We start from the raw sequence: 18,097 nt of genomic DNA, 5'->3' as shown, positions 1-18,097 counted from the left end.
CACCCGTGGCGGGTGACCCGCGCCGGACACGGCGAGTGACGGGCGGCGGCGAGGCCGGGCCGGGCGCCGTGCCCGGTCCGGCCGGCCCGAACCACTAGGCTGGAGCCTCACCACCGTCACGTACCAGGGGAGAGAACCGCATGGCACCCGCCATCCCTGCCGCCATGGAACGGCCGCACTTCATCGGCATCGGCGGTGCCGGAATGTCGGGCATCGCGAAGATCCTCGCCCAGCGCGGCGCCAAGGTCGCCGGCAGCGACGCCAAGGAGTCGGCGACCGCCGAGTCCCTGCGCGCCCTGGGCGTCACCGTGCACATCGGCCACGCCGCCGAGCACCTCGCCGACGACGCCTCCGCCGTCGTCGTCTCCAGCGCCATCCGCGCCGACAACCCCGAGCTGGCCCGCGCGGCCGAGCTGGGCGTCCCGGTCGTGCACCGCTCCGACGCGCTCGCCTCGCTCATGGACGGCCTGAGCGCCGTCGCGGTCGCCGGCACGCACGGCAAGACCACGACGACCTCGATGCTGGCCGTCGCGCTCACCGAGCTCGGCCTCGACCCCTCGTACGCCATCGGCGGCGACCTCGCGGGCCCCGGCACCAACGCCCGGCACGGCGAGGGCGCGATCTTCGTCGCCGAGGCCGACGAGAGCGACCGCAGCTTCCAGAAGTACGACCCGGCCGTGGCGATCGTCCTCAACGTCGAGCTGGACCACCACGCCAACTATGCCTCCATGGACGAGATCTACGAGTCCTTCGAGGCCTTCGCCGCCAAGATCCGCCCCGGCGGCACCCTCGTCGTCGGCGAGCACGCGGGCGCCCGCGAGCTGGCCGGGCGGGTCTCGGGCAACAAGGACCTGCACGTGCTGACCGTCGGCGAGGACGAGACCGCCGACGTGTGGATCCGCCGGATCACGCCGAAGGGCATGACCAGCGAGGTCGCCGTGGTGATGGACGGCGCCGAGCACGTCTTCACCGTCTCCGTGCCCGGCCGCCACTACGCCCACAACGCCGCCGCCGCGCTCGCCGCCGGCTCCCGCGCGGGCGTCGACCCGGCCGAGCTGGCCCAGGCCCTCACCGCGTACACCGGCGTCGGCCGCCGCCTCCAGCTCAAGGGCGAGGCCGCGGGCGTCCAGGTCATCGACTCGTACGCGCACCACCCGACCGAGATGACGGCCGACCTGGAGGCCATGCGCGGCGCCGCCGGGGCCTCCCGCCTCCTGGTCGTCTTCCAGCCGCACCTGTTCTCCCGCACCCAGGAGCTGGGCCGCGAGATGGGCGAGGCGCTGACGCTCGCCGACGGTTCCGTGGTCCTGGACATCTACCCGGCCCGCGAGGACCCGGTCCCGGGCGTCACCAGCGAGCTGATCATCGACGCCGCCCGCGCGGCCGGCGCCGACGTCACCGCCGTCCACGACAAGTCCGAGGTGCCGGACGTGATCGCGGGAATGGCGAAGCCCGGCGATCTGGTTCTCACCATGGGTGCGGGCGACGTCACGGACCTGGGTCCGGAGATCCTGGCCCGCCTGTCGAGCTGAGGAGCGAGCGATGGCGTACGAGGTCGAGAAGACCGACGAGGAATGGCAGGCGGAGCTGAAGCCTTCGGAGTACCAGGTGCTCCGGCTGGCCGGCACCGAGCCCGCCTTCCGCGGTGAGTACACGGACACCACGACCAAGGGTGTCTACTCGTGCCGGGCGTGCGGCGCCGAGCTCTTCACGTCGCGCGAGAAGTTCGAGTCGCACTGCGGCTGGCCGTCCTTCTACGACCCGAAGGACAGCTCCGCCGTCGAGCTGGTCGCCGACACCTCCCACGGCATGATCCGCACCGAGGTCCGCTGCGCACGCTGCGGTTCCCACCTCGGACATGTCTTCGAGGGCGAGGGCTACCCGACCCCGACCGACCAGCGGTACTGCATCAACTCGATCTCGCTGCGGCTGGAGCCGGACGAGAGCTGAGCACGACCCCGCACGACCCGAGCCGACCGGCGCCCGAAGCGCCGGTCGGCTCAGTCGTTTCCGGCCACCGCCTCGGCGCCGCACACCGGACAAAGCCCCCGGTACGTGACCTCCACCGCCGTCACCGTGAAGCCGAAGCGTTCCGCCTCCGGCAGGCCCGCCAGCGGGTCGCCCTCCGGGTGGACGTCACGGACCGTGCCGCAACCCGCGCAGACCAGGTGCTGGTGGGCCCGGTGGGCGTTCGGGTCGTAGCGCTTGGCCCGGCCCACGCTGGACACCTCGATCACCTCGCCGAGCGAGACCAGCTCGCCCAGCGTGTTGTAGACCGTCGCCCGCGAGATCTCGGGCAGCCTCGCGGTGGCCCGGGCCAGCACCTCGTCCGCCGTGAGGTGGATGTGCTCGCCGTCGAGCACCTCGGCGACCACCCGCCGCTGTGCGGTCATCCGCCAGCCGCGTCGGCGCAGCCGTTCCAGCAGATCGCTCATGGTCACCAGCCTTGCTGTGCGGGTAGTCCTGCGAGTACCCCGCGCGAGTAATCCGTACGAGTCCGGCTGTCGTATTGACTTGGACTGAGTCCACTATAGGATCGACTCCAGTAGTAGCCAAGAGGGTGGGCCCGGAAGGAAAGACCGATGTCTGAGCAGAAGCACGATCCCCTGGTCACCGAGGACGAGGCGGCGAAGGGCGGCTGCCCGGTCGCGCACGGCCGGGCCGCGCACCCGACGCAGGGCGGCGGCAACCGCCAGTGGTGGCCGGAGCGGCTCAACCTGAAGATCCTCGCCAAGAACCCCGCCGTGGCCAACCCGCTCGGCGAGGAGTTCGACTACGCCGCGGCCTTCGAGGCCCTCGACCTGGCCGCCGTGAAGCGGGACATCGCCGAGGTGCTCACCACCTCGCAGGAATGGTGGCCCGCCGACTTCGGCCACTACGGCCCGCTCATGGTCCGCATGGCCTGGCACAGCGCCGGCACCTACCGCATCAGCGACGGCCGCGGCGGCGCCGGCGCCGGTCAGCAGCGCTTCGCCCCGCTGAACAGCTGGCCGGACAACGGCAACCTCGACAAGGCCCGCCGTCTGCTGTGGCCGGTCAAGAAGAAGTACGGCCAGAGCATCTCCTGGGCCGACCTCATGATCCTCACCGGCAACGTCGCCCTGGAGACCATGGGCTTCGAGACCTTCGGCTTCGCCGGCGGCCGTGCCGACGTGTGGGAGCCGGACGAGGACGTCTACTGGGGCCCCGAGACCACCTGGCTCGGCGACGAGCGCTACACCGGCGACCGCGAGCTCGAGAACCCGCTCGGCGCCGTGCAGATGGGCCTCATCTACGTCAACCCGGAGGGCCCCAACGGCAACCCGGACCCGATCGCCGCGGCCCGCGACATCCGCGAGACCTTCCGCCGCATGGCGATGAACGACGAGGAGACCGTCGCGCTCATCGCCGGTGGCCACACCTTCGGCAAGGCCCACGGCGCCGGCCCGGCGGACAACGTCGGCGCCGACCCCGAGGCCGCCCCGCTGGAGCAGCAGGGCCTCGGCTGGAAGAACGCGTACGGCACCGGCAAGGGCGGCGACACGATCACCTCCGGCCTCGAGGTCACCTGGACCACCACGCCGGCCCGGTGGAGCCACGACTTCTTCAAGCACCTCTTCGAGTACGACTACGAGCTCACCAAGAGCCCGGCCGGCGCCCACCAGTGGGTCGCCAAGGACTCCGAGGAGATCATCCCCGACGCCCACGACGCGTCGAAGAAGCACCGCCCGACGATGCTCACCACCGACCTGGCGCTGCGCTTCGACCCGGTCTACGAGCAGATCTCGCGCCGCTTCCACGAGAACCCCGACCAGTTCGCGGACGCCTTCGCCCGCGCCTGGTTCAAGCTGACGCACCGTGACCTCGGTCCGGTCGTGCGCTACCTGGGTCCCGAGGTCCCCTCCGAGGAGCTCATCTGGCAGGACCCGCTGCCGGCCCGCACGTACGAGCTGGTCGACGCCGCCGACATCGCCTCCCTCAAGGAGCAGATCCTCGGCTCGGACCTCACCGTCACCCAGCTGGTCTCCGCCGCCTGGGCCGCCGCCTCCTCCTTCCGCGGCAGCGACAAGCGCGGCGGCGCCAACGGCGGCCGCATCCGCCTGGAGCCGCAGCGCAACTGGGAGGTCAACAACCCGGACGAGCTCGCCCAGGTGCTCCGTGTCCTGGAGGGCGTGCAGGAGTCCTTCAACGCGGGCCGCACCGACGGCAAGCAGGTCTCCCTCGCCGACCTCGTCGTCCTCGCGGGCAGCGCGGCCGTCGAGAAGGCGGCCAAGGACGCCGGAATCGCCGTCGAGGTGCCGTTCTCGGCCGGCCGAGTGGACGCCACGGCCGAGCAGACGGACGTCGAGTCCTTCGCCGCCCTGGAGCCCACCGCCGACGGCTTCCGCAACCACCTCGGCAAGGGGCACCGCCTCCCCGCCGAGTACCTGCTGCTCGACAAGGCGAACCTGCTCACCCTCTCCGCGCCCGAGACGACGGTCCTCGTCGGCGGTCTGCGCGCCCTGGGCGTGACCCAGCCGCAGACCTCGCTGGGCGTGTTCACCGAGACCCCGGGCAAGCTGACGAACGACTTCTTCGTCAACCTGCTCGACCTCGGCACGGCCTGGTCGTCCACCTCCGAGGACCAGACCACCTTCGAGGGCCGCGACCTGGCCACCGGTGCGGTCAAGTGGACCGGTACCCGTGCCGACCTGGTCTTCGGCTCGAACTCCGAGCTGCGCGCCGTGGCCGAGGTGTACGCCTCGGACGACGCGAAGGAGAAGTTCGTGACGGACTTCGTCGCGGCCTGGGCCAAGGTCATGGACCTGGACCGGTTCGACCTGCGCTGATGCGCCCGGTCGGCGCCCGCGCCGACCGGCAGGAGTTGCCCTCTGCCAGCCCCCCGCCGGGATTCCGCCGGGGGGCTGGCGCGATTTCGCCTTCCGGACGGCGTGACGGATCGTCAGGATGCGGTGGCCGGTACCGTCTTGACGTGTTCATGCCTTAGCCATGCCCGTGTCGCGCCCTCGTCATGTCGTCGTCGTGTCCCCGCTCATGTGTTTGATGTGCTCATGGCCAGACGTTCACCGGCGCGCAACCCCCACCACGTCGGGGCAACACGCGACGGCACCCCGGCACCCTTACCTTGCGTGGCGCCCTCGTCCCTCATGAGAAGGGGATCTCATGCCCACTCGGAAGGCCACCACCACGGTGGCCCTGCTCGGTGTGCTCACCTCGGCCGCCGTGCTCGCCACGGCACTGACCGACGTGGCGCCCACGGCCGCGGCCGCGAGCACCACCTTCACGGCCACCGCCGACACCTACGTCGACAGCAGCCTGACCTCGACGAACCACGGCGCGTCCCAGCAGCTCGGCGTCGACAACAGCCCCGTCAAGCAGACGATGCTGAAGTTCGACGTCTCCGGCGTCACCCAGCCGGTGACCCGCGCGACGCTCCGCCTCCACACCGACGACGTGCTCGGCGCGGAGAGCAGCAACGGCGGCACCTTCCGGGCCATGTCCGACACCAGCTGGTCCGAGACCGCCGTCACGTACAACAACAAGCCGGCCATCGACGGGGCCGTCCTCGGCTCGCTCGGCTCGGTCGCCCGCAACGCCTGGTACGAGGTCGACGTCACCTCGTACGTCAAGGGCAACGGCACGTTCGCCATCGGCGTCACGTCCACCAGCAGCAACGGCGCCGACTACGACTCCCGCGAGACCGGTGCCACCGGGCCCCAGCTCGTCCTCGAGACCGGCACCGGGCCCACGCCCACCCCGACGACCACCACGCCGCCGCCGACCGGCGACCCGGTCCTCGTCGGCGCCGGCGACGTCGCCACCTCCGGCTCCGGCGACAGCGCCACCGCCAACCTGCTCGACGGCATCCCCGGCACCGTGTTCACCCTCGGCGACAACGCCTACCCGAACGGCAGCGCCTCCGACTTCAGCACGTACTACGAGCCGACCTGGGGCCGCCACAAGGCCCGCACCAAGCCGGCCCCGGGCAACCACGACTACCTCACCTCGGGCGCCTCGGCCTACTACAACTACTTCGGGGCCAACGCCGGCACGGCCGGCAAGGGCTACTACTCGTACGACCTCGGCGCCTGGCACGTCGTCGCGCTCAACTCCGAGATCAGCATGGCCGCCGGATCGGCCCAGGAGCAGTGGCTGCGCGCCGACCTCGCCGCCAGCGGCAAGTCCTGCACCCTCGCCTACTGGCACCGGCCGCGCTGGACCTCCAGCTCCGCCCACGGCCCCGACAGCTCCACCGGGCCGCTGGTGCAGGCGCTGTACGACAACAACGCCGAGGTCATCCTCACCGGCCACAACCACCAGTACGAGCGCTTCGCCCCGCAGAACCCGAGCGGACAGCTCGACACCGCGCGCGGCCTGCGGCAGTTCGTCGCCGGCATGGGCGGCGCGAGCCTCTACGGCTTCGGCACCATCCAGCCGAACAGCGAGGCCCGCAACAACGACACCTTCGGCGTCCTGAAGCTCACCCTCCACGCGGGCAGCTACGACTGGCAGTTCGTCCCGCAGTCGGGCAAGACCTACAACGACAGCGGCACCGGCACCTGCCACTGAGCCACGCCCGTCCGACCGGCCCCGTACCCGTACGCGCACCCGCCCGTACGGGGCCGGTCCCCGCCCCTCGGTCCGGAGGTCGTTCCCCCGTGTATCTCTCCACCATCGGCAGGCAGGCCTCCTCGGCGGCCGGCCCCGAAGGGCCGGGCCGCCGGGGCCGGTGGAAGGCGGTGGGCGGCAACGTCCTCGCGCTCGGCACCGTCAGCCTCGTCACCGACGTCTCCGCGGAGATGGTCACCGCCGTCCTCCCGCTCTACCTCGTCGTCGGCCTCGGCCTGTCGCCGGCGGCCTACGGCCTCCTCGACGGCCTCAACACCGGCGCCACGGCCCTGCTCAGGATCGTCGGCGGATACGTCGCGGACCGGATCAGCCGGCGCAAGGCGGTCGCCGCGGTCGGCTACGGCCTCTCGGCCCTCACCAAGCTCGCCCTGCCCGCGGCCGGCGGCTCCGCCACCCCGATCGCACTGGTCCTCGCCGCCGACCGGGCCGGCAAGGGCCTGCGGACCGCGCCCCGCGACGCCCTGATCACCCTGTCCGCGCCCCCCCACGCCCTCGGCCGCGCCTTCGGCGTGCACCGCGCCATGGACAGCGTCGGCGCCTTCGCGGGCCCGCTCGCGGCGCTCGCCGTGCTCGCGCTCGCCGGCCAGTCCTTCGACGCCGTCTTCGTCACCAGCTTCTCGGTCGCGGCGCTCGGCGTCGTGATCCTGCTCCTCTTCGTCCGCGACCACCGCGCCCCGCGGCCACCCGCCGGAAGCGTCTCGGTGAAGGCCGTCGGCGGCCTGCTGCGGACCGCGCCCGTCCGCCGGCTCGTGGGCGCCGCCTGCCTCCTGGGCTTCGCCACCATCGGCGACGGCTTCGTCTACCTGCTGCTCCAGCGGCGCGAGGACCTGTCCGTCGGCTGGTTCCCGCTGCTCGCCGTCGGCACCAGCCTCGCCTACCTCGTCCTGGCGGCGCCGCTGGGCGCGCTGGCCGACCGGATCGGCAGAGTGCCCGTCATGCTCGGCGGCTACGCGGCCCTGGTCCTGGTCTACGTGCTCCTCGACGGCCCGCTGCACGGGACGCCCCTGCTCGTCGCCGTCCTCGGCCTCTACGGGCTGTTCTACGCCGCTACCGAAGGCGTCCTCATGGCCCTCGCGGGCCCCGTCCTGCCCGAGCGGCTCCGCACCACCGGGATCGCCCTCGTCCAGAGCGGCCAGGCGCTCGCCTACCTCGGCTCCTCCGCCCTCTTCGGCGTCGCCTGGCAGCTCTGGGGCTCCGGGACGGCGGTCCTGGTCGCCGCGGCCATAGCGGTGGCGGCGGCCCTGGCGACGGTGCTCCTGCTCGGCCTCGACAAGGAAGGAACCGGTACGTCCTCGTGAACGGTTCGAACGAAACCAGCGGTACCTCCCGGCGCACCAGGATCCTCGTCACCGCGATCGCCGCCGTCCTGCTCGCGGCCCTGGCGACGACCGCCGTCGTCAGGGCCCGCGCCGCCTCCGGCGACACCGGCACCGGCGCACCCACGGCCGCCGCCGATCCGGCGGAGTTTGACGGCCGGAAGCCCGCCGCCGGGCCGCGCCTGCGGGTGCTCAGCAACGGCCTGCTGTCCACGCTGTCCCTCGCCGACCCCACCGGCCCCCGCACCGTCACCGAGCAGCGCTGCGACCGCGCCTACACGGCGGGCGGCACCACCGCCTGCCTGACGCCCACCGGAGCGCTCAGCGGCCCCCGCCTCCTCGTCCTCGACGAGAACCACCGCACCCGCCGCACCGTCCCGCTCACCGGCCTGCCCAACCGGACCCGGGTCTCGGCCGACGGCCGCATGATCGCGTGGACGCTGTTCGTGGGCGGCGACTCGTACGCCGGCGGCGGCTTCTCCACCCGGACCGGCATCCTCGACACGCGCACCGGCCGACTGGTCACCTCCCTGGAGGAGTTCGCCGTCTACAAGCAGGGCCGCCGCTACCGGGCCGCGGACATCAACGTCTGGGGCGTCACCTTCGCCGCCGACGACAACCGCTTCTACGCGACCGTCTCCAGCGCCGGCGTCCGCTCCCTGGTGGAAGGCGACTTCGCCGCCGGGACACTGCGGACGCTCGCGGACAACGTCGAGTGCCCCTCACTGTCGCCCGACGGCAGGCGGATCGCGTTCAAGCAGGCCGTCGACGCCGACCCCGCCAAGGGCTGGCGCCTCGCCGTCCTGGACCTGGCCACCCTCCGCCGTACGGAACTGTCCGAGACCCGGAACGTCGACGACCAGGCGGCCTGGCTCGACGACCGCACGGTCGCCTACGCCCTCCAGCGCGGCGACGGCACCAACGACGTCTGGACCGCCGCGGCGGACGGCACCGGCCGCCCGAGGATGCTGGTCCCCGGGGCCAACTCCCCGTCCGTGCTGCCTCCTGCGTGAACGGGCTTGAACGCCCCACTGGATCCTGACGAGAGACCGCTGACAGCTGACGGCTGCGGCTCCCCGCGCCCACCGGCGGTGGCGGGGGCGGGCGCGGAGCCGGCAGGCGGCCCGGCGCAGGAGGCGAGGTGGCAGGATGACGCGGTGTCCGACTCCCTGCACGATCCGTGGCTGCGCGGCATCGCCTTCAATCCGGCGGCGCCCTCCGACGTACTGGTACGCCTGGTGGACGAAGCGGCCGGTGAGGCCGGCCTGCTGATGTGCGCGGGCCGTGACCTGCCCGACGCCGTCATCGACGCGGCCCTCCACCATCCGGCCAGGGGGATCCGCCGCGCGCTCGCCCGTAACGGGTACGTCGACCCCGCGCGGCTCGCCCCCTTGGCGGCGGACCCGTCGGGGATCGTCCGCGGGGCGCTCGCCGGCGGCCCCCGGCCCCACCCACGCTCGGTCCGACCGCTGCCGGACGACATCCTCGTCACACTCATGACCGCCCGGGACGGGGGTGAGGACGGCATGCTGACCGAACACGAGATCGTCCAGGAACTCGGCTGCTCCCGGCAGATCCCGCTGTCCTTCCACCGCTCCCTGGCAGGTCACGAACGCCCCGGACTCCGCGTGATCGCCACCTATCGGTGGCAGTCGCTCACCCCCGCGCAGCGGGAGGCACTGCTCGACGACCCCGACCCCGCGGTACGGGAAGCGGCACAGAAGAGCAGCTGGGAGCTGGACCCGGAAGCGGTGGAGGCCAAGCTGCCGTCCATCGGCTCGCACGGCAAGCCGCACGTACTCGGCACGTGCGCCCTGTCGCCCGGGCTGGTCGAGCAGTGCTTCGCGGACGGCACGGTGCATCCCCTGACCTGGAACCGCCACACCCCGGCCGACGCCGTCACCCGGCTCGCCCGCCACGCCGAGCCGAAGGTCCGCGAGATGGTCGCCGCCCGGCCTGACCCGGGACCGGACCTGGTCGCGGAGCTGAGGGAGGACCCGGACGAGGGCGTGCGGATGCGCGCACGCCTCCATCCCTTCCCCCGTACCTGGGCCGAGTACTGGGCGATCCACGCGGTCGTAGGGCACGGCCCGGACTGCGTGTGTCCGATCACCGAGCCGGCCACCCAGCCTGCCCCGGACTGGTTCGCCGCCTGCGCGGTGTCCGAGGAGCCGGTGCTCCGCAGGGTGGCGGCGAGTTGGCCCGGCCTGCCCGCGGAACTCGTCGCGACCCTCGCACAGGACGACGACGAGGAGGTGCGGATCCGGCTGGCCTGTCACCACCCGCTGGCTCCGCCACACCTCCTCGTGGACGTCTTCGTCACCCGCCCGGTCCACCGTCCGCACCTGCTGAGCCTGCCCGCGTTTCCCCGCACCGGCCTCACCCACCTCGTCGGCCACCCGGACCCCGACGTTCGCGCCCTGGCCGCGGCCGACCCCGCCCTGCCCGAACCTCCGGTGGCAGACCCCGACGACGCGGTACGCCGGGCAGCCGTCGCCAACCCGAACCTGACACCGGAGACCCTGGAAACCCTCCTCGACGACCCTCGCACCGCAGAAGGCGCCGCAGCCAACCCGTCCCTCCCCCTCCCTCGCATGCACGCACTCCTCGACCACTGCCTGAACGGTGCCACGGGCCCGGAGTGACCCGCGCCATCGAGGATCTCCGGATCAGGTTGAATGACGTCCAGAGATCGTCGATCGGGGAGGGACGACGCATGAGCGTCAGCAGAAGACTGTTCGTGGGCGGCTTCACGGCGGGGGCCGTGACCGTGGCCGTCGGGGCGACGGCGCCGGAGGCCGAGGCGGCGGGGGAGACCACCACGTTCACCGGCCCGGTCGTCGCCCAGGGCCAGGTGACCGCGCCGAGGTTCTACGCGACGACGACCGGCGAGGGCTTGTACGTGAAGTCCACGAACACCGTCGACCATGCGGCGACCGTCTTCCTGGACGCCACCCAGGGCGACGGCTCCGCGCTCAACGTCCGCTCGAACAACCCGAACAGCTCGGCCATGTATCTCAAGGGCACGGAGCGGACCAGCCGCGGCACGCTGAAGATCGCGCACGTCGGATACGCCGACGGGTCCGACACCGGCGCCTCCGCCCTGTCCATCGACCTCCAGACGCAGGGCACCGCCTCCCAGGGCATCTACGTCACCGCGACCAACGGACCCACCACCGGCGCCCTGATCGTCCTGCGCAACAACCCCGGCCTGGAGGACCTCACCGTCAAGGGCACCGGACTCATCGGCATCGGCATCGACCGTGGCGCAACCCCGCGTGCCCAGGTCCACATCGTGCAACGTACGGAGAAGCCGGGGCTCCTCGTCGACGGCACCGTCGAGATCGGCAACACCACCACACCGCCCACCGGCACCGTCTCGGCGGCCGGCGGCGGCGTCCTGTACGCGCAGAACGGCGAACTGTGGTGGCGCGGCCCCGCCGGCACCCCCACGCGCATCGCACCCGCATAGGAAGAGGAAGAACAACCGATGGTGCAGCTCACCCCTGACCAGCTGATAGCCGAGTTCCAGGACGCGGTCGTCGAGCTCTACTTCGCGCGCAAGCGCATCGTGGCCCTGGAGGCCGAGAACGCCGACCTCAAGGCACGCCTGGCGGCCCCGGTGCCGGCCCCGGTGCCGGCGGCGGCCGTACCGCCCCAGGAGATGCCGGTCGAGGCGGCCCCCGCCGCGCAGGACGTCGACCCCGCCGGCGAGCAGTGGTTCTCGGGCGGGCCGACGCCGGGAGAGCCGGAGCAGTAGCGCCACCGGCCCCCGGCGGTCCCGGGGCGGGGCGCCGTCAGTGGACGGACAGCCCGCCGTCCACGAAGACCGCCTGCCCCGTGACGTACGCCGAGGCGCGGCTCGCCAGGAAGACGGCCGCGCCCTCGAAGTCCCCGGCGAGCCCGTTCCGCCCGACCATCGTGCGGGCGGCCAGCTCGGCGACCTTGGCCGGGTCGGAGGACAGCTGCTCGTTGAGCGGAGTCACAACGAAGCCGGGCACGAGGGTGTTCACGGTGACGCCGTACGGCGACCAGGCCTCGGCCTGCGAACGCGCCAGGGACTCCAGGCCGCCCTTCGACACCCCGTACGCCCCGGACCGCACGAACGCGCGGTGCGCCTGCTGGGAGGTCACGTGGATGATCCGCCCGAAGCCCCGCTCGGCCATCCCGGGCCCGAAGCGCTGCCCGAGCAGGAACGGCGCCTCCAGGTTCACGGCCATCGTCCGGTCCCACACCTCGTCCGCGAGCTCGGACATCGGCGGACGCAGGTTGATCCCGGCCGAGTTGACGACGATGTCCGGCTCGCCGCCGAGCTCCTGAACGGCTCCCTCGGCGGCCGCCCGTACGCCGTCCCGGGTGGAGAGGTCCCCGCTCACCCAGGCCGCCGTGGCACCGAGCCCGGTCAGCTCGTCGACCGTCTCCTTCAGCTCCGCCTCGCGCCGCGCGAGGACGACGACGGACGCACCGGCCCGGGCGAGCGCCCGGGCGACGGCTCTTCCGATCCCGGAACTGCCGCCGGTGACGAGGGCGGTGCGCCCGGAGAGGGAGAACAGGTCGTCCAGGTAGGCCATTACAGCTGCTCGCAGCCGGCGACGAACGCACCCCAGGCGGCGGGCGCGAGGGCGAGCCGCGCGTCCTCGGGGCGCTTGGAGTCCCGGACGTGGACGGTGGTGGGGCAGGCGGCGACTTCGACGCAGTCGCCACTGCCGCCGCTGCTGTAGGTGGACTTGTGCCAGGAGAGGGCGACCTCGACGCAGTCACCGTCACCGCTGCTGCTGTAGCTGCTCTTGAACCAGGCCAGGTCTGTGGTGCTCATATAGCTCCTCGCATCTGCCGCAACAGGCTCGGGGAGTCTTCCAGGGTAAGAGCCTGTGACCGCATCCTGGCATACCGCATCTGGAGGATGCCGACCTCTTTCGCGTCGCTGATGAGCAGCGCACCGCGCTGGGCTTCGCAGTAGCCGTACCAGCGGTTCTCGGGCGTCTCCAGTAACTGCATGGGCCCGCCGAGTCCCGCGTGATGGCGCCGACTCTGCCCCATCACCTGGATCTCGATGTTGCGCCGCTCGGACATCCGCAGGATGTGCTCGATCTGCGCCCGGTGGGTATCGGGACCGCCCGTTCCCCTCTCCAGCACGTGCTCCTCGATGATGAAGCTGTACGCGGTGGTGGGCCGCTCGGTGAGCAACTTCTTCCGCTTCATGCGGGCGACCAGGTTCTCCTCGATCTCCGCGTCGCCCCCGTCTCCACCGAGTAGTCCACCGCCGGCGCGAACTCCTCCTGTGTGAGCCGAGCCCGCCTGCGGAACGCCTTGAGCACTTCCCCGAAGGCCTTCAGGCTGTCCGAGGTCTCCGGTTCCGCATCACCATCTGTCATCACTGTCCACCCTCCGAGCTCGTACGCTTACGGAGCGTACGAGTTGCTGACCTGGGAACCCGCCCCGACCACCGCCACATTGGTCCCATGAGCACCCAGCAGACCCGCCAACAGACCGTGACCGTACGTGCGTTCACCCAGCGCTTCAGCTCGACGCCGCGGGGCGCCCGCCTCGCCCGCCGGTTCGCGCTGTAACAGCTCGACCGCTGGGGATTCGGGCACGGTGGCGCGCTCTCCGACGCGGTCGGCCAGATCGTCGCCGAGCTCGCCGCGAACGCCGTCACCCACGGCCGCGTGCCCGGCCGGGACTTCGAGCTGACGCTCTCGTGCGACCCGGACGTCCGGCTCCGCATCGACGTCGCCGACACGCGTACGGAACGCCTGCCCGCCCTCGTACCGCCGGGCGTCCCGCTCCCGGACTCCGGGCGCGGTCTGCTCCTCGTTGCCGCGCTCGCGAGCCGCTGGGAGGTCCTGGACCGGCTGCCCGTCGGCAAGACGGTCCGTGCCGAACTCGACCTCTAGCGGGGCGGCTTCCCCGGGCGGCGTGCCAGGACCGTCAGCCGGCACCGTACGGGCATCTGGACCGTCCGGAAGCGGGTCCGTGGGGCGGGGCCCGCGGGGAGGAGCCGCCATGTCGCCAGGAGCGTGGCGGTGACCACGGCGACCGAGGTCATGCCGAAGTGGTCGCCCGGGCACTTGCGCGGGCCCGCCCCGAAGGGCAGGTACGTGTGGTCGCGGGCCGCCGGTCCGCCCTCGGGCCAGCGTCCGGGAGCGAAGTCGCCGGAGTCCGGGAACGCCGCGGGGTCGTGGTGCAACAGGTGCGGGCTGACGTAGACGTCCGTGCCGGCGGGGAGGCGGTGGCCGCCGAGTTCCGCCGCCCGGACCGCGGAGCGCACGACCATCCACGTGGGTGGCCTCACGCGCAGCGTCTCCGCGATCGTGTTCCTGAGCAGGGGCATGCGGGCGAGTTCGGCGTGGGTGGCAGGCCCCTCGGGGGCCACGGCCGCGACCTCGTCGGCGAGCCGCTGCTGCATCTCCTGGTCCTGGGCCAGGTGGTGCAGGAGCCAGGCGACGGCGCTGTGCGTGTTGTCGCCGCTCGCCAGGAGGAGGGAGACGAAGTAGTCGCCGACCTCGCCCTCGGAGGCGGGGCCGGGGGAGTCCTCGCCGCTGGTCTCCGTCAGAGCGGCCAGCAGCCCGGAACACCCGGGATCCTCACGGTACTTGGGAAGGGCGTCCGCCTGGGCCCGGCGCAGGGTGTCGAGGGCGGGCCTGAGCCGCCGCGCGAGCAGCGGCATGGCGGCCGTGGGCAGGAGGGCGCACAGGTAGAGACCGGAGAACAGGCGGCTGGAGGCCGCGGCGAGCCGGTCGATCTCGGCGGCCGGCACCACGGGCAGCATCGTCCGCACCGCGCTCCTGTGGACGTACGGGGCCGTCGCCCGTGCGACGTCGATCTCGGTCCCGGACCGCCACCGCCCCGACAGGCGCCTGGCCTCCAGGCTCATGGTGGGGACCGCCTCGACGATCCGGGCCCGGCGGAACGCCGGCTGGATGCGACGGCGCAGCACGGCGTTCCGCCTGCCGTCCGCGACGCCGAAGATGTCTCCGAGGATCGCGCGGGTGTTGTCGTAGACGCGCCCGGTCTTGTCGTACGTGTCCGCCTCGGTCACGAGGACCTCGTGGGCGAGTTCCGGGGCGGTGACGAGGACGCCGGGCCGGTTCCAGATCCGGAACTGCTGCACGGGATGCCCGGCCTCGGTGCAGCGCCGCAGCCAGTCGGCGGGGTCGCGCAGCAGCGTGAGGGCGTGGCCGGCGAACGGCACGGCGCCCGGGGCGAGGGGCGCCAGGGAGTGGGGCACGGGGAGGTCCTCGGAGAACGGGTCGTGAGGAGGGAAGTCGCTCAGGGGGCCGGGCACGGCGCGGGTGCCGGTGCCGGACGCCCGGTCAACCGGTCAACCGGTCGAGCGCGTCGTCGAAGTGGCCGGGCAGCGCGTCCAGCCCGGGCACGCCGGTGTCGGCGACGAAGGTGATCCGGAGCCGCCCCCCGTGCGTCGTCCACGCGGCGAAGAGCGGCTGCCCGGGTACCGACGGCGGCAGGAGGTGGACGGCTTCGGGGCGCCGTCCCTGCCACGACAGGTCGGCGCGGAACCGTACGTCGGCGAGGGCGAGCGGGACCCGGCGCGCGTCGATGGTGCGGCGTAGCCCTTTCCTGGCGCACCAGTACGGCATGCGGTCGAAGAGCGCGGTGTGCCGCCCGGCCAGGTCCGCGAGCCGGGCCGGGGAGGCCTCGGCGCGCAGCGTTTCGAGACGTGCGGCCGGTGACGGGTCGTGACAGGGCAGCGGAAGCACGGCGACCGCGCCGCGGTTGCCCAGCAGCCGGTACGGGTCGTCGGCGGTACGGACGCTCAGGGCGAAGGTCGCGGGCAGCGGGGAGGCCGCGTCGCGCCAGGTGTCCGGGTGCCAGGCGCGCAGGGCGCCGGTGAGGGCGGCCAGCGCGATGTGGCTGATGCCGGCACCGGTGCCGCGGATGAGGCCGTGGAGGCGGCGCAGCTCGTACGAGCCGACGGCGGCGTGGCGTGTGCCCGCCGCCGGGTGCCGGGCGGGCGGCCAGTCGACCGCACGAGGGCGGGCGGTGGGCAGCAGGTCCCGGAGGAGCGCGGCGGAGAGCGACGCGGCGGCACCGCCGCGTGCGGTGAGCGCGCCGGTGCCGCGTCCGTCCGCACCGGTGCCGGCGGGCCCGAAGAGCCGGTCGACGGTCTCGGCCGCGGCGCGCCCGTCCTGGAAGGCGTGGTGGGCGCGGTAGGCAAGGGCGAAGCCGTCGCCCGTGGCGGAGGCGACGATCCACAGGCCCCACAACGGCCGGGAGTGGTCGAGCGGCTGGTCGAGGACGGCGTCGACGGCGAGGGAGGGGTCGCGGAGGAGGTCCCCGGACACGGTGAGGGTGTGCACGTGGGCGTCGATGTCGGGGCGGTCCACGGGGACCCACCGCCGCTGCCCGGGGTCCGGCCGGAGCGTCAGCTCCCGCAGGGCGGGCAGCCGGGTCCGGACGTGGTCCGCGAGCAGCTCCGGGGCGGGCGGGCCGCCGTCGAAGACGAGAACGCAGCCGAGGTGGAGCAGCGGGTCGGGGCCGAGGCCCGCGATCTCCGTGATCAGCCGGTCGCGTGACGAGAAGGGCTGTGCGGCGGGAGGGCCGGCGGTGTACGTCAGAGCCATGAAGGGGAGTCCTGGGCGGGGGCGAGGACGAGGACGGTGTTGTGCCCGCCGAAGCCGACGGAGACGGAGAGCGCCGCCTGCCCCGGTCCGGTCGGCAGCGCCCGCGGGGCGGTCGGCAGGTCGAGGTCGATGTCGGGGGACGGGTGCGTGAGGTTCGCGGTCGGCGGGGCGACGCGATGCGCGACCGCGAGCGCGGTGAGCGCCGCCTCGACCGTCCCGGCCGCTCCGAACAGGTGGCCGGTGACGCCCTTGGTCGAGGAGACCGGCGGCCGGTGCGGCAGCAGCCGGGCCAGGACCCGGGCCTCCGCCGCGTCTCCCAGCGGCGTCCCGGTGGCGTGCGCGTTGACGTACCCGATGTCGGCCGCGGCGAGTCCCGAGTCGGCGAGGGCGGCGCGCACCGCGGCGGCGACGCCGTGTCCGTCGTCCCGTGGGCGCACCGCGTTGTACGCGTCGCTGGAGGAGCCGTGGCCGAGGAGCAGCGCGTGCGCGCGGGCCCCGCGGGCCGCGGCGTGCTCGACCCGTTCGAGGACCAGGGCACCCGCTCCTTCGGCCGCGACGAAACCGTCCCGGCCGCTGTCGAAGGGCCTGGACGCGCCGGAGGGATCGTCCAGGCGGTGCGAGAGCGCGCCGATGCGGTCGAAGCCCGCGAGGTGGAAGGCGTTCAGGGGCGCCTCGGTGCCGACGACCACGGCGGTGTCGCAGCGGCCGAGGCGGATCATGTCGGCGGCCACGCACAGGGCGGTGGCGCCCGCGGCGCAGGCGGTGCCGACCATGGCGCTCGGCCCGCCGGCCCGCAGGGCGATGGACAGCTGGGCGGCGAGGGAGTTCGGCAGCGTCGTGGGGACGGCGTACGGCGACACCGCGTCCGGTCCGCCCGCGCGGAGCTTCCGGTGGTGCGTGTCGTACGCGGTGACGCAGCCGGCGCCGCTCCCGACGAGCACGGCGGCGCGCTCCTCGTCCCACCCGGCCGACAGGGTGGCCGGGTCGACGGCGAACCCGGCGTCCCGCACGGCCTCGACGGCGGCGAGCAGGGCGAACTGTCCGCTGAGGTCGGGGCGGCGGTATCGGGCGGTGCCGAGCCGTTCCGGGGCGAAGGGCGGCGCCGGGCAGGTGAGGTAGGCCCGCTCGTGTGCCCCCGTCGCCGGGGAGGCTTCCGCTGCCGGGGCGGCCCGCGTCACCGCCGCCGTCGGCGCCGGACGGGCGGGGTCGTACGGGACGGGGTCGCGCGGGACGGGGACCGGGGTGACCACGGCGGTGGGCACCGCCTTGAGCACCCGGTCCCAGGTGGCGGCCGCACCGTCTCCCGCCGGGGTGAACAGCCCCAGGCCGGTGACGGCGACGGGGCCCGGTACCGGCGTCAACGGGCTGCCCCGGCCGCCGTGGCGAGCGCCGCGAGGTCGCCGAGGGTGACGGCCTCGCCCAGGGCCGCGTCGGAGACGGTGATGCCGTGCCGCTCGCGCAGGACCTCGGCCAGTTCGGCGAGGCCCAGGGAGTCGAGTCCCACCTCCTCGCGCAGGGTGTCCTCGTGGAGGTCACCGTCCGTGCCCAAGGTGGCGAGCACGGCCTTCAGTTCGTCGACGGTCATGG

Annotated in this window: 17 protein-coding genes and 1 pseudogene; 10 read left to right on the top strand and 8 right to left on the bottom strand. The window is 73.3% G+C overall.

Going from position 1 to position 18,097, the window contains the following annotated elements; genetic code table 11:
• The first annotated feature begins 140 nt into the window (after nt 1-140).
• Together murC and msrB are read left to right on the top strand one after the other, a co-directional pair.
• Nucleotides 141-1,532, top strand: coding sequence for a UDP-N-acetylmuramate--L-alanine ligase (murC, locus tag ACFY8W_RS34995; RefSeq protein WP_391114412.1), 1,392 nt, complete (start codon nt 141-143; stop codon nt 1,530-1,532).
• Nucleotides 1,533-1,542: 10 nt separating this feature from the next.
• Entirely contained in the window at nt 1,543-1,950 is a 408-nt protein-coding gene (gene msrB, locus ACFY8W_RS34990) for a peptide-methionine (R)-S-oxide reductase MsrB (RefSeq protein WP_391114409.1), read from the top strand.
• A gap of 50 nt (nt 1,951-2,000) precedes the next feature.
• Here msrB and ACFY8W_RS34985 read toward each other — a convergent pair whose 3' ends face one another.
• Nucleotides 2,001-2,435, bottom strand: a complete 435-nt coding sequence (locus ACFY8W_RS34985) for a transcriptional repressor (protein ID WP_391114406.1) — start codon at nt 2,433-2,435, stop codon at nt 2,001-2,003.
• A gap of 147 nt (nt 2,436-2,582) precedes the next feature.
• Here ACFY8W_RS34985 and katG point away from each other — a divergent pair, with 147 nt between their 5' ends.
• The 7 genes from katG (at nt 2,583) to ACFY8W_RS34950 (ending at nt 11,685) form a co-directional block, all read left to right on the top strand.
• The gene (gene katG / locus ACFY8W_RS34980; RefSeq protein ID WP_391114403.1) at nt 2,583-4,808 is read left to right on the top strand and encodes a catalase/peroxidase HPI; all 2,226 of its coding nucleotides are present in this window, start codon (nt 2,583-2,585) and stop codon (nt 4,806-4,808) included.
• Nucleotides 4,809-5,142: 334 nt separating this feature from the next.
• Nucleotides 5,143-6,549 carry a DNRLRE domain-containing protein gene (locus ACFY8W_RS34975; RefSeq protein WP_391114402.1) on the top strand — a complete coding sequence of 469 codons (1,407 nt, stop codon included), beginning with the start codon at nt 5,143-5,145 and terminating at the stop codon, nt 6,547-6,549.
• A gap of 89 nt (nt 6,550-6,638) precedes the next feature.
• A complete protein-coding gene (locus ACFY8W_RS34970; RefSeq protein WP_391114399.1) occupies nt 6,639-7,907 on the top strand; it encodes an MFS transporter in 1,269 nt (422 codons plus the stop codon).
• A complete protein-coding gene (locus tag ACFY8W_RS34965) occupies nt 7,904-8,938 on the top strand; it encodes a TolB family protein (protein ID WP_391114397.1) in 1,035 nt (344 codons plus the stop codon). Before ACFY8W_RS34970 ends, ACFY8W_RS34965 begins: the two co-directional genes overlap by 4 nt.
• A gap of 144 nt (nt 8,939-9,082) precedes the next feature.
• The gene (locus tag ACFY8W_RS34960) at nt 9,083-10,570 is read left to right on the top strand and encodes a hypothetical protein (protein WP_391114394.1); all 1,488 of its coding nucleotides are present in this window, start codon (nt 9,083-9,085) and stop codon (nt 10,568-10,570) included.
• Between the two features lie 71 nt (nt 10,571-10,641).
• Complete coding sequence (locus ACFY8W_RS34955; RefSeq protein ID WP_391114391.1) at nt 10,642-11,397, top strand: hyaluronoglucosaminidase; 756 nt, start codon at nt 10,642-10,644, stop codon at nt 11,395-11,397.
• 18 nt (nt 11,398-11,415) lie between these two features.
• Complete coding sequence (locus ACFY8W_RS34950; RefSeq protein WP_391114389.1) at nt 11,416-11,685, top strand: hypothetical protein; 270 nt, start codon at nt 11,416-11,418, stop codon at nt 11,683-11,685.
• Nucleotides 11,686-11,722: 37 nt separating this feature from the next.
• On the opposite strand, the gene ACFY8W_RS34945 is transcribed toward ACFY8W_RS34950, so the two are convergent.
• Genes ACFY8W_RS34945 through ACFY8W_RS34935 form a run of 3 tightly spaced genes read right to left on the bottom strand, consistent with a single transcriptional unit; the run spans nt 11,723 to nt 13,127 of the window.
• Nucleotides 11,723-12,496, bottom strand: a complete 774-nt coding sequence (locus tag ACFY8W_RS34945; protein WP_391114386.1) for an SDR family oxidoreductase — start codon at nt 12,494-12,496, stop codon at nt 11,723-11,725.
• Nucleotides 12,496-12,741 (bottom strand): DUF397 domain-containing protein, encoded by a 246-nt coding sequence (locus ACFY8W_RS34940; RefSeq protein ID WP_391114383.1) that lies wholly within the window; start codon nt 12,739-12,741, stop codon nt 12,496-12,498. The genes ACFY8W_RS34945 and ACFY8W_RS34940 overlap by 1 nt, the downstream gene beginning before the upstream one ends.
• Nucleotides 12,738-13,127 carry a Scr1 family TA system antitoxin-like transcriptional regulator gene (locus ACFY8W_RS34935; RefSeq protein WP_391114381.1) on the bottom strand — a complete coding sequence of 130 codons (390 nt, stop codon included), beginning with the start codon at nt 13,125-13,127 and terminating at the stop codon, nt 12,738-12,740. Before ACFY8W_RS34935 ends, ACFY8W_RS34940 begins: the two co-directional genes overlap by 4 nt.
• A gap of 260 nt (nt 13,128-13,387) precedes the next feature.
• Between ACFY8W_RS34935 and ACFY8W_RS34930 the strand changes: the two are divergent.
• Nucleotides 13,388-13,822 (top strand): annotated as a pseudogene (locus ACFY8W_RS34930) (ATP-binding protein).
• Here ACFY8W_RS34930 and ACFY8W_RS34925 read toward each other — a convergent pair.
• The 4 genes from ACFY8W_RS34925 to ACFY8W_RS34910 form a co-directional block, all read right to left on the bottom strand.
• A complete protein-coding gene (locus tag ACFY8W_RS34925) occupies nt 13,819-15,156 on the bottom strand; it encodes a cytochrome P450 (RefSeq protein ID WP_391114378.1) in 1,338 nt (445 codons plus the stop codon). The pseudogene ACFY8W_RS34930 and the gene ACFY8W_RS34925 overlap by 4 nt on opposite strands.
• Before the next feature lie 85 nt (nt 15,157-15,241).
• The gene (locus tag ACFY8W_RS34920; RefSeq protein WP_391114375.1) at nt 15,242-16,510 is read right to left on the bottom strand and encodes a wax ester/triacylglycerol synthase domain-containing protein; all 1,269 of its coding nucleotides are present in this window, start codon (nt 16,508-16,510) and stop codon (nt 15,242-15,244) included.
• Complete coding sequence (locus ACFY8W_RS34915; protein WP_391114373.1) at nt 16,501-17,871, bottom strand: beta-ketoacyl synthase N-terminal-like domain-containing protein; 1,371 nt, start codon at nt 17,869-17,871, stop codon at nt 16,501-16,503. The genes ACFY8W_RS34920 and ACFY8W_RS34915 overlap by 10 nt, the downstream gene beginning before the upstream one ends.
• Nucleotides 17,868-18,095, bottom strand: coding sequence for a phosphopantetheine-binding protein (locus ACFY8W_RS34910; RefSeq protein ID WP_391114370.1), 228 nt, complete (start codon nt 18,093-18,095; stop codon nt 17,868-17,870). Before ACFY8W_RS34910 ends, ACFY8W_RS34915 begins: the two co-directional genes overlap by 4 nt.
• Between the last annotated feature and the right edge of the window lie 2 nt (nt 18,096-18,097).

This window comes from Streptomyces sp. NPDC012637, from assembly GCF_042954805.1.
In the GTDB taxonomy this organism is placed as follows: Bacteria; Actinomycetota; Actinomycetes; order Streptomycetales; family Streptomycetaceae; genus Streptomyces.
Note: the sequence above shows the minus strand (reverse complement) of the source record. Positions and strands in the feature narration are given on the sequence as shown.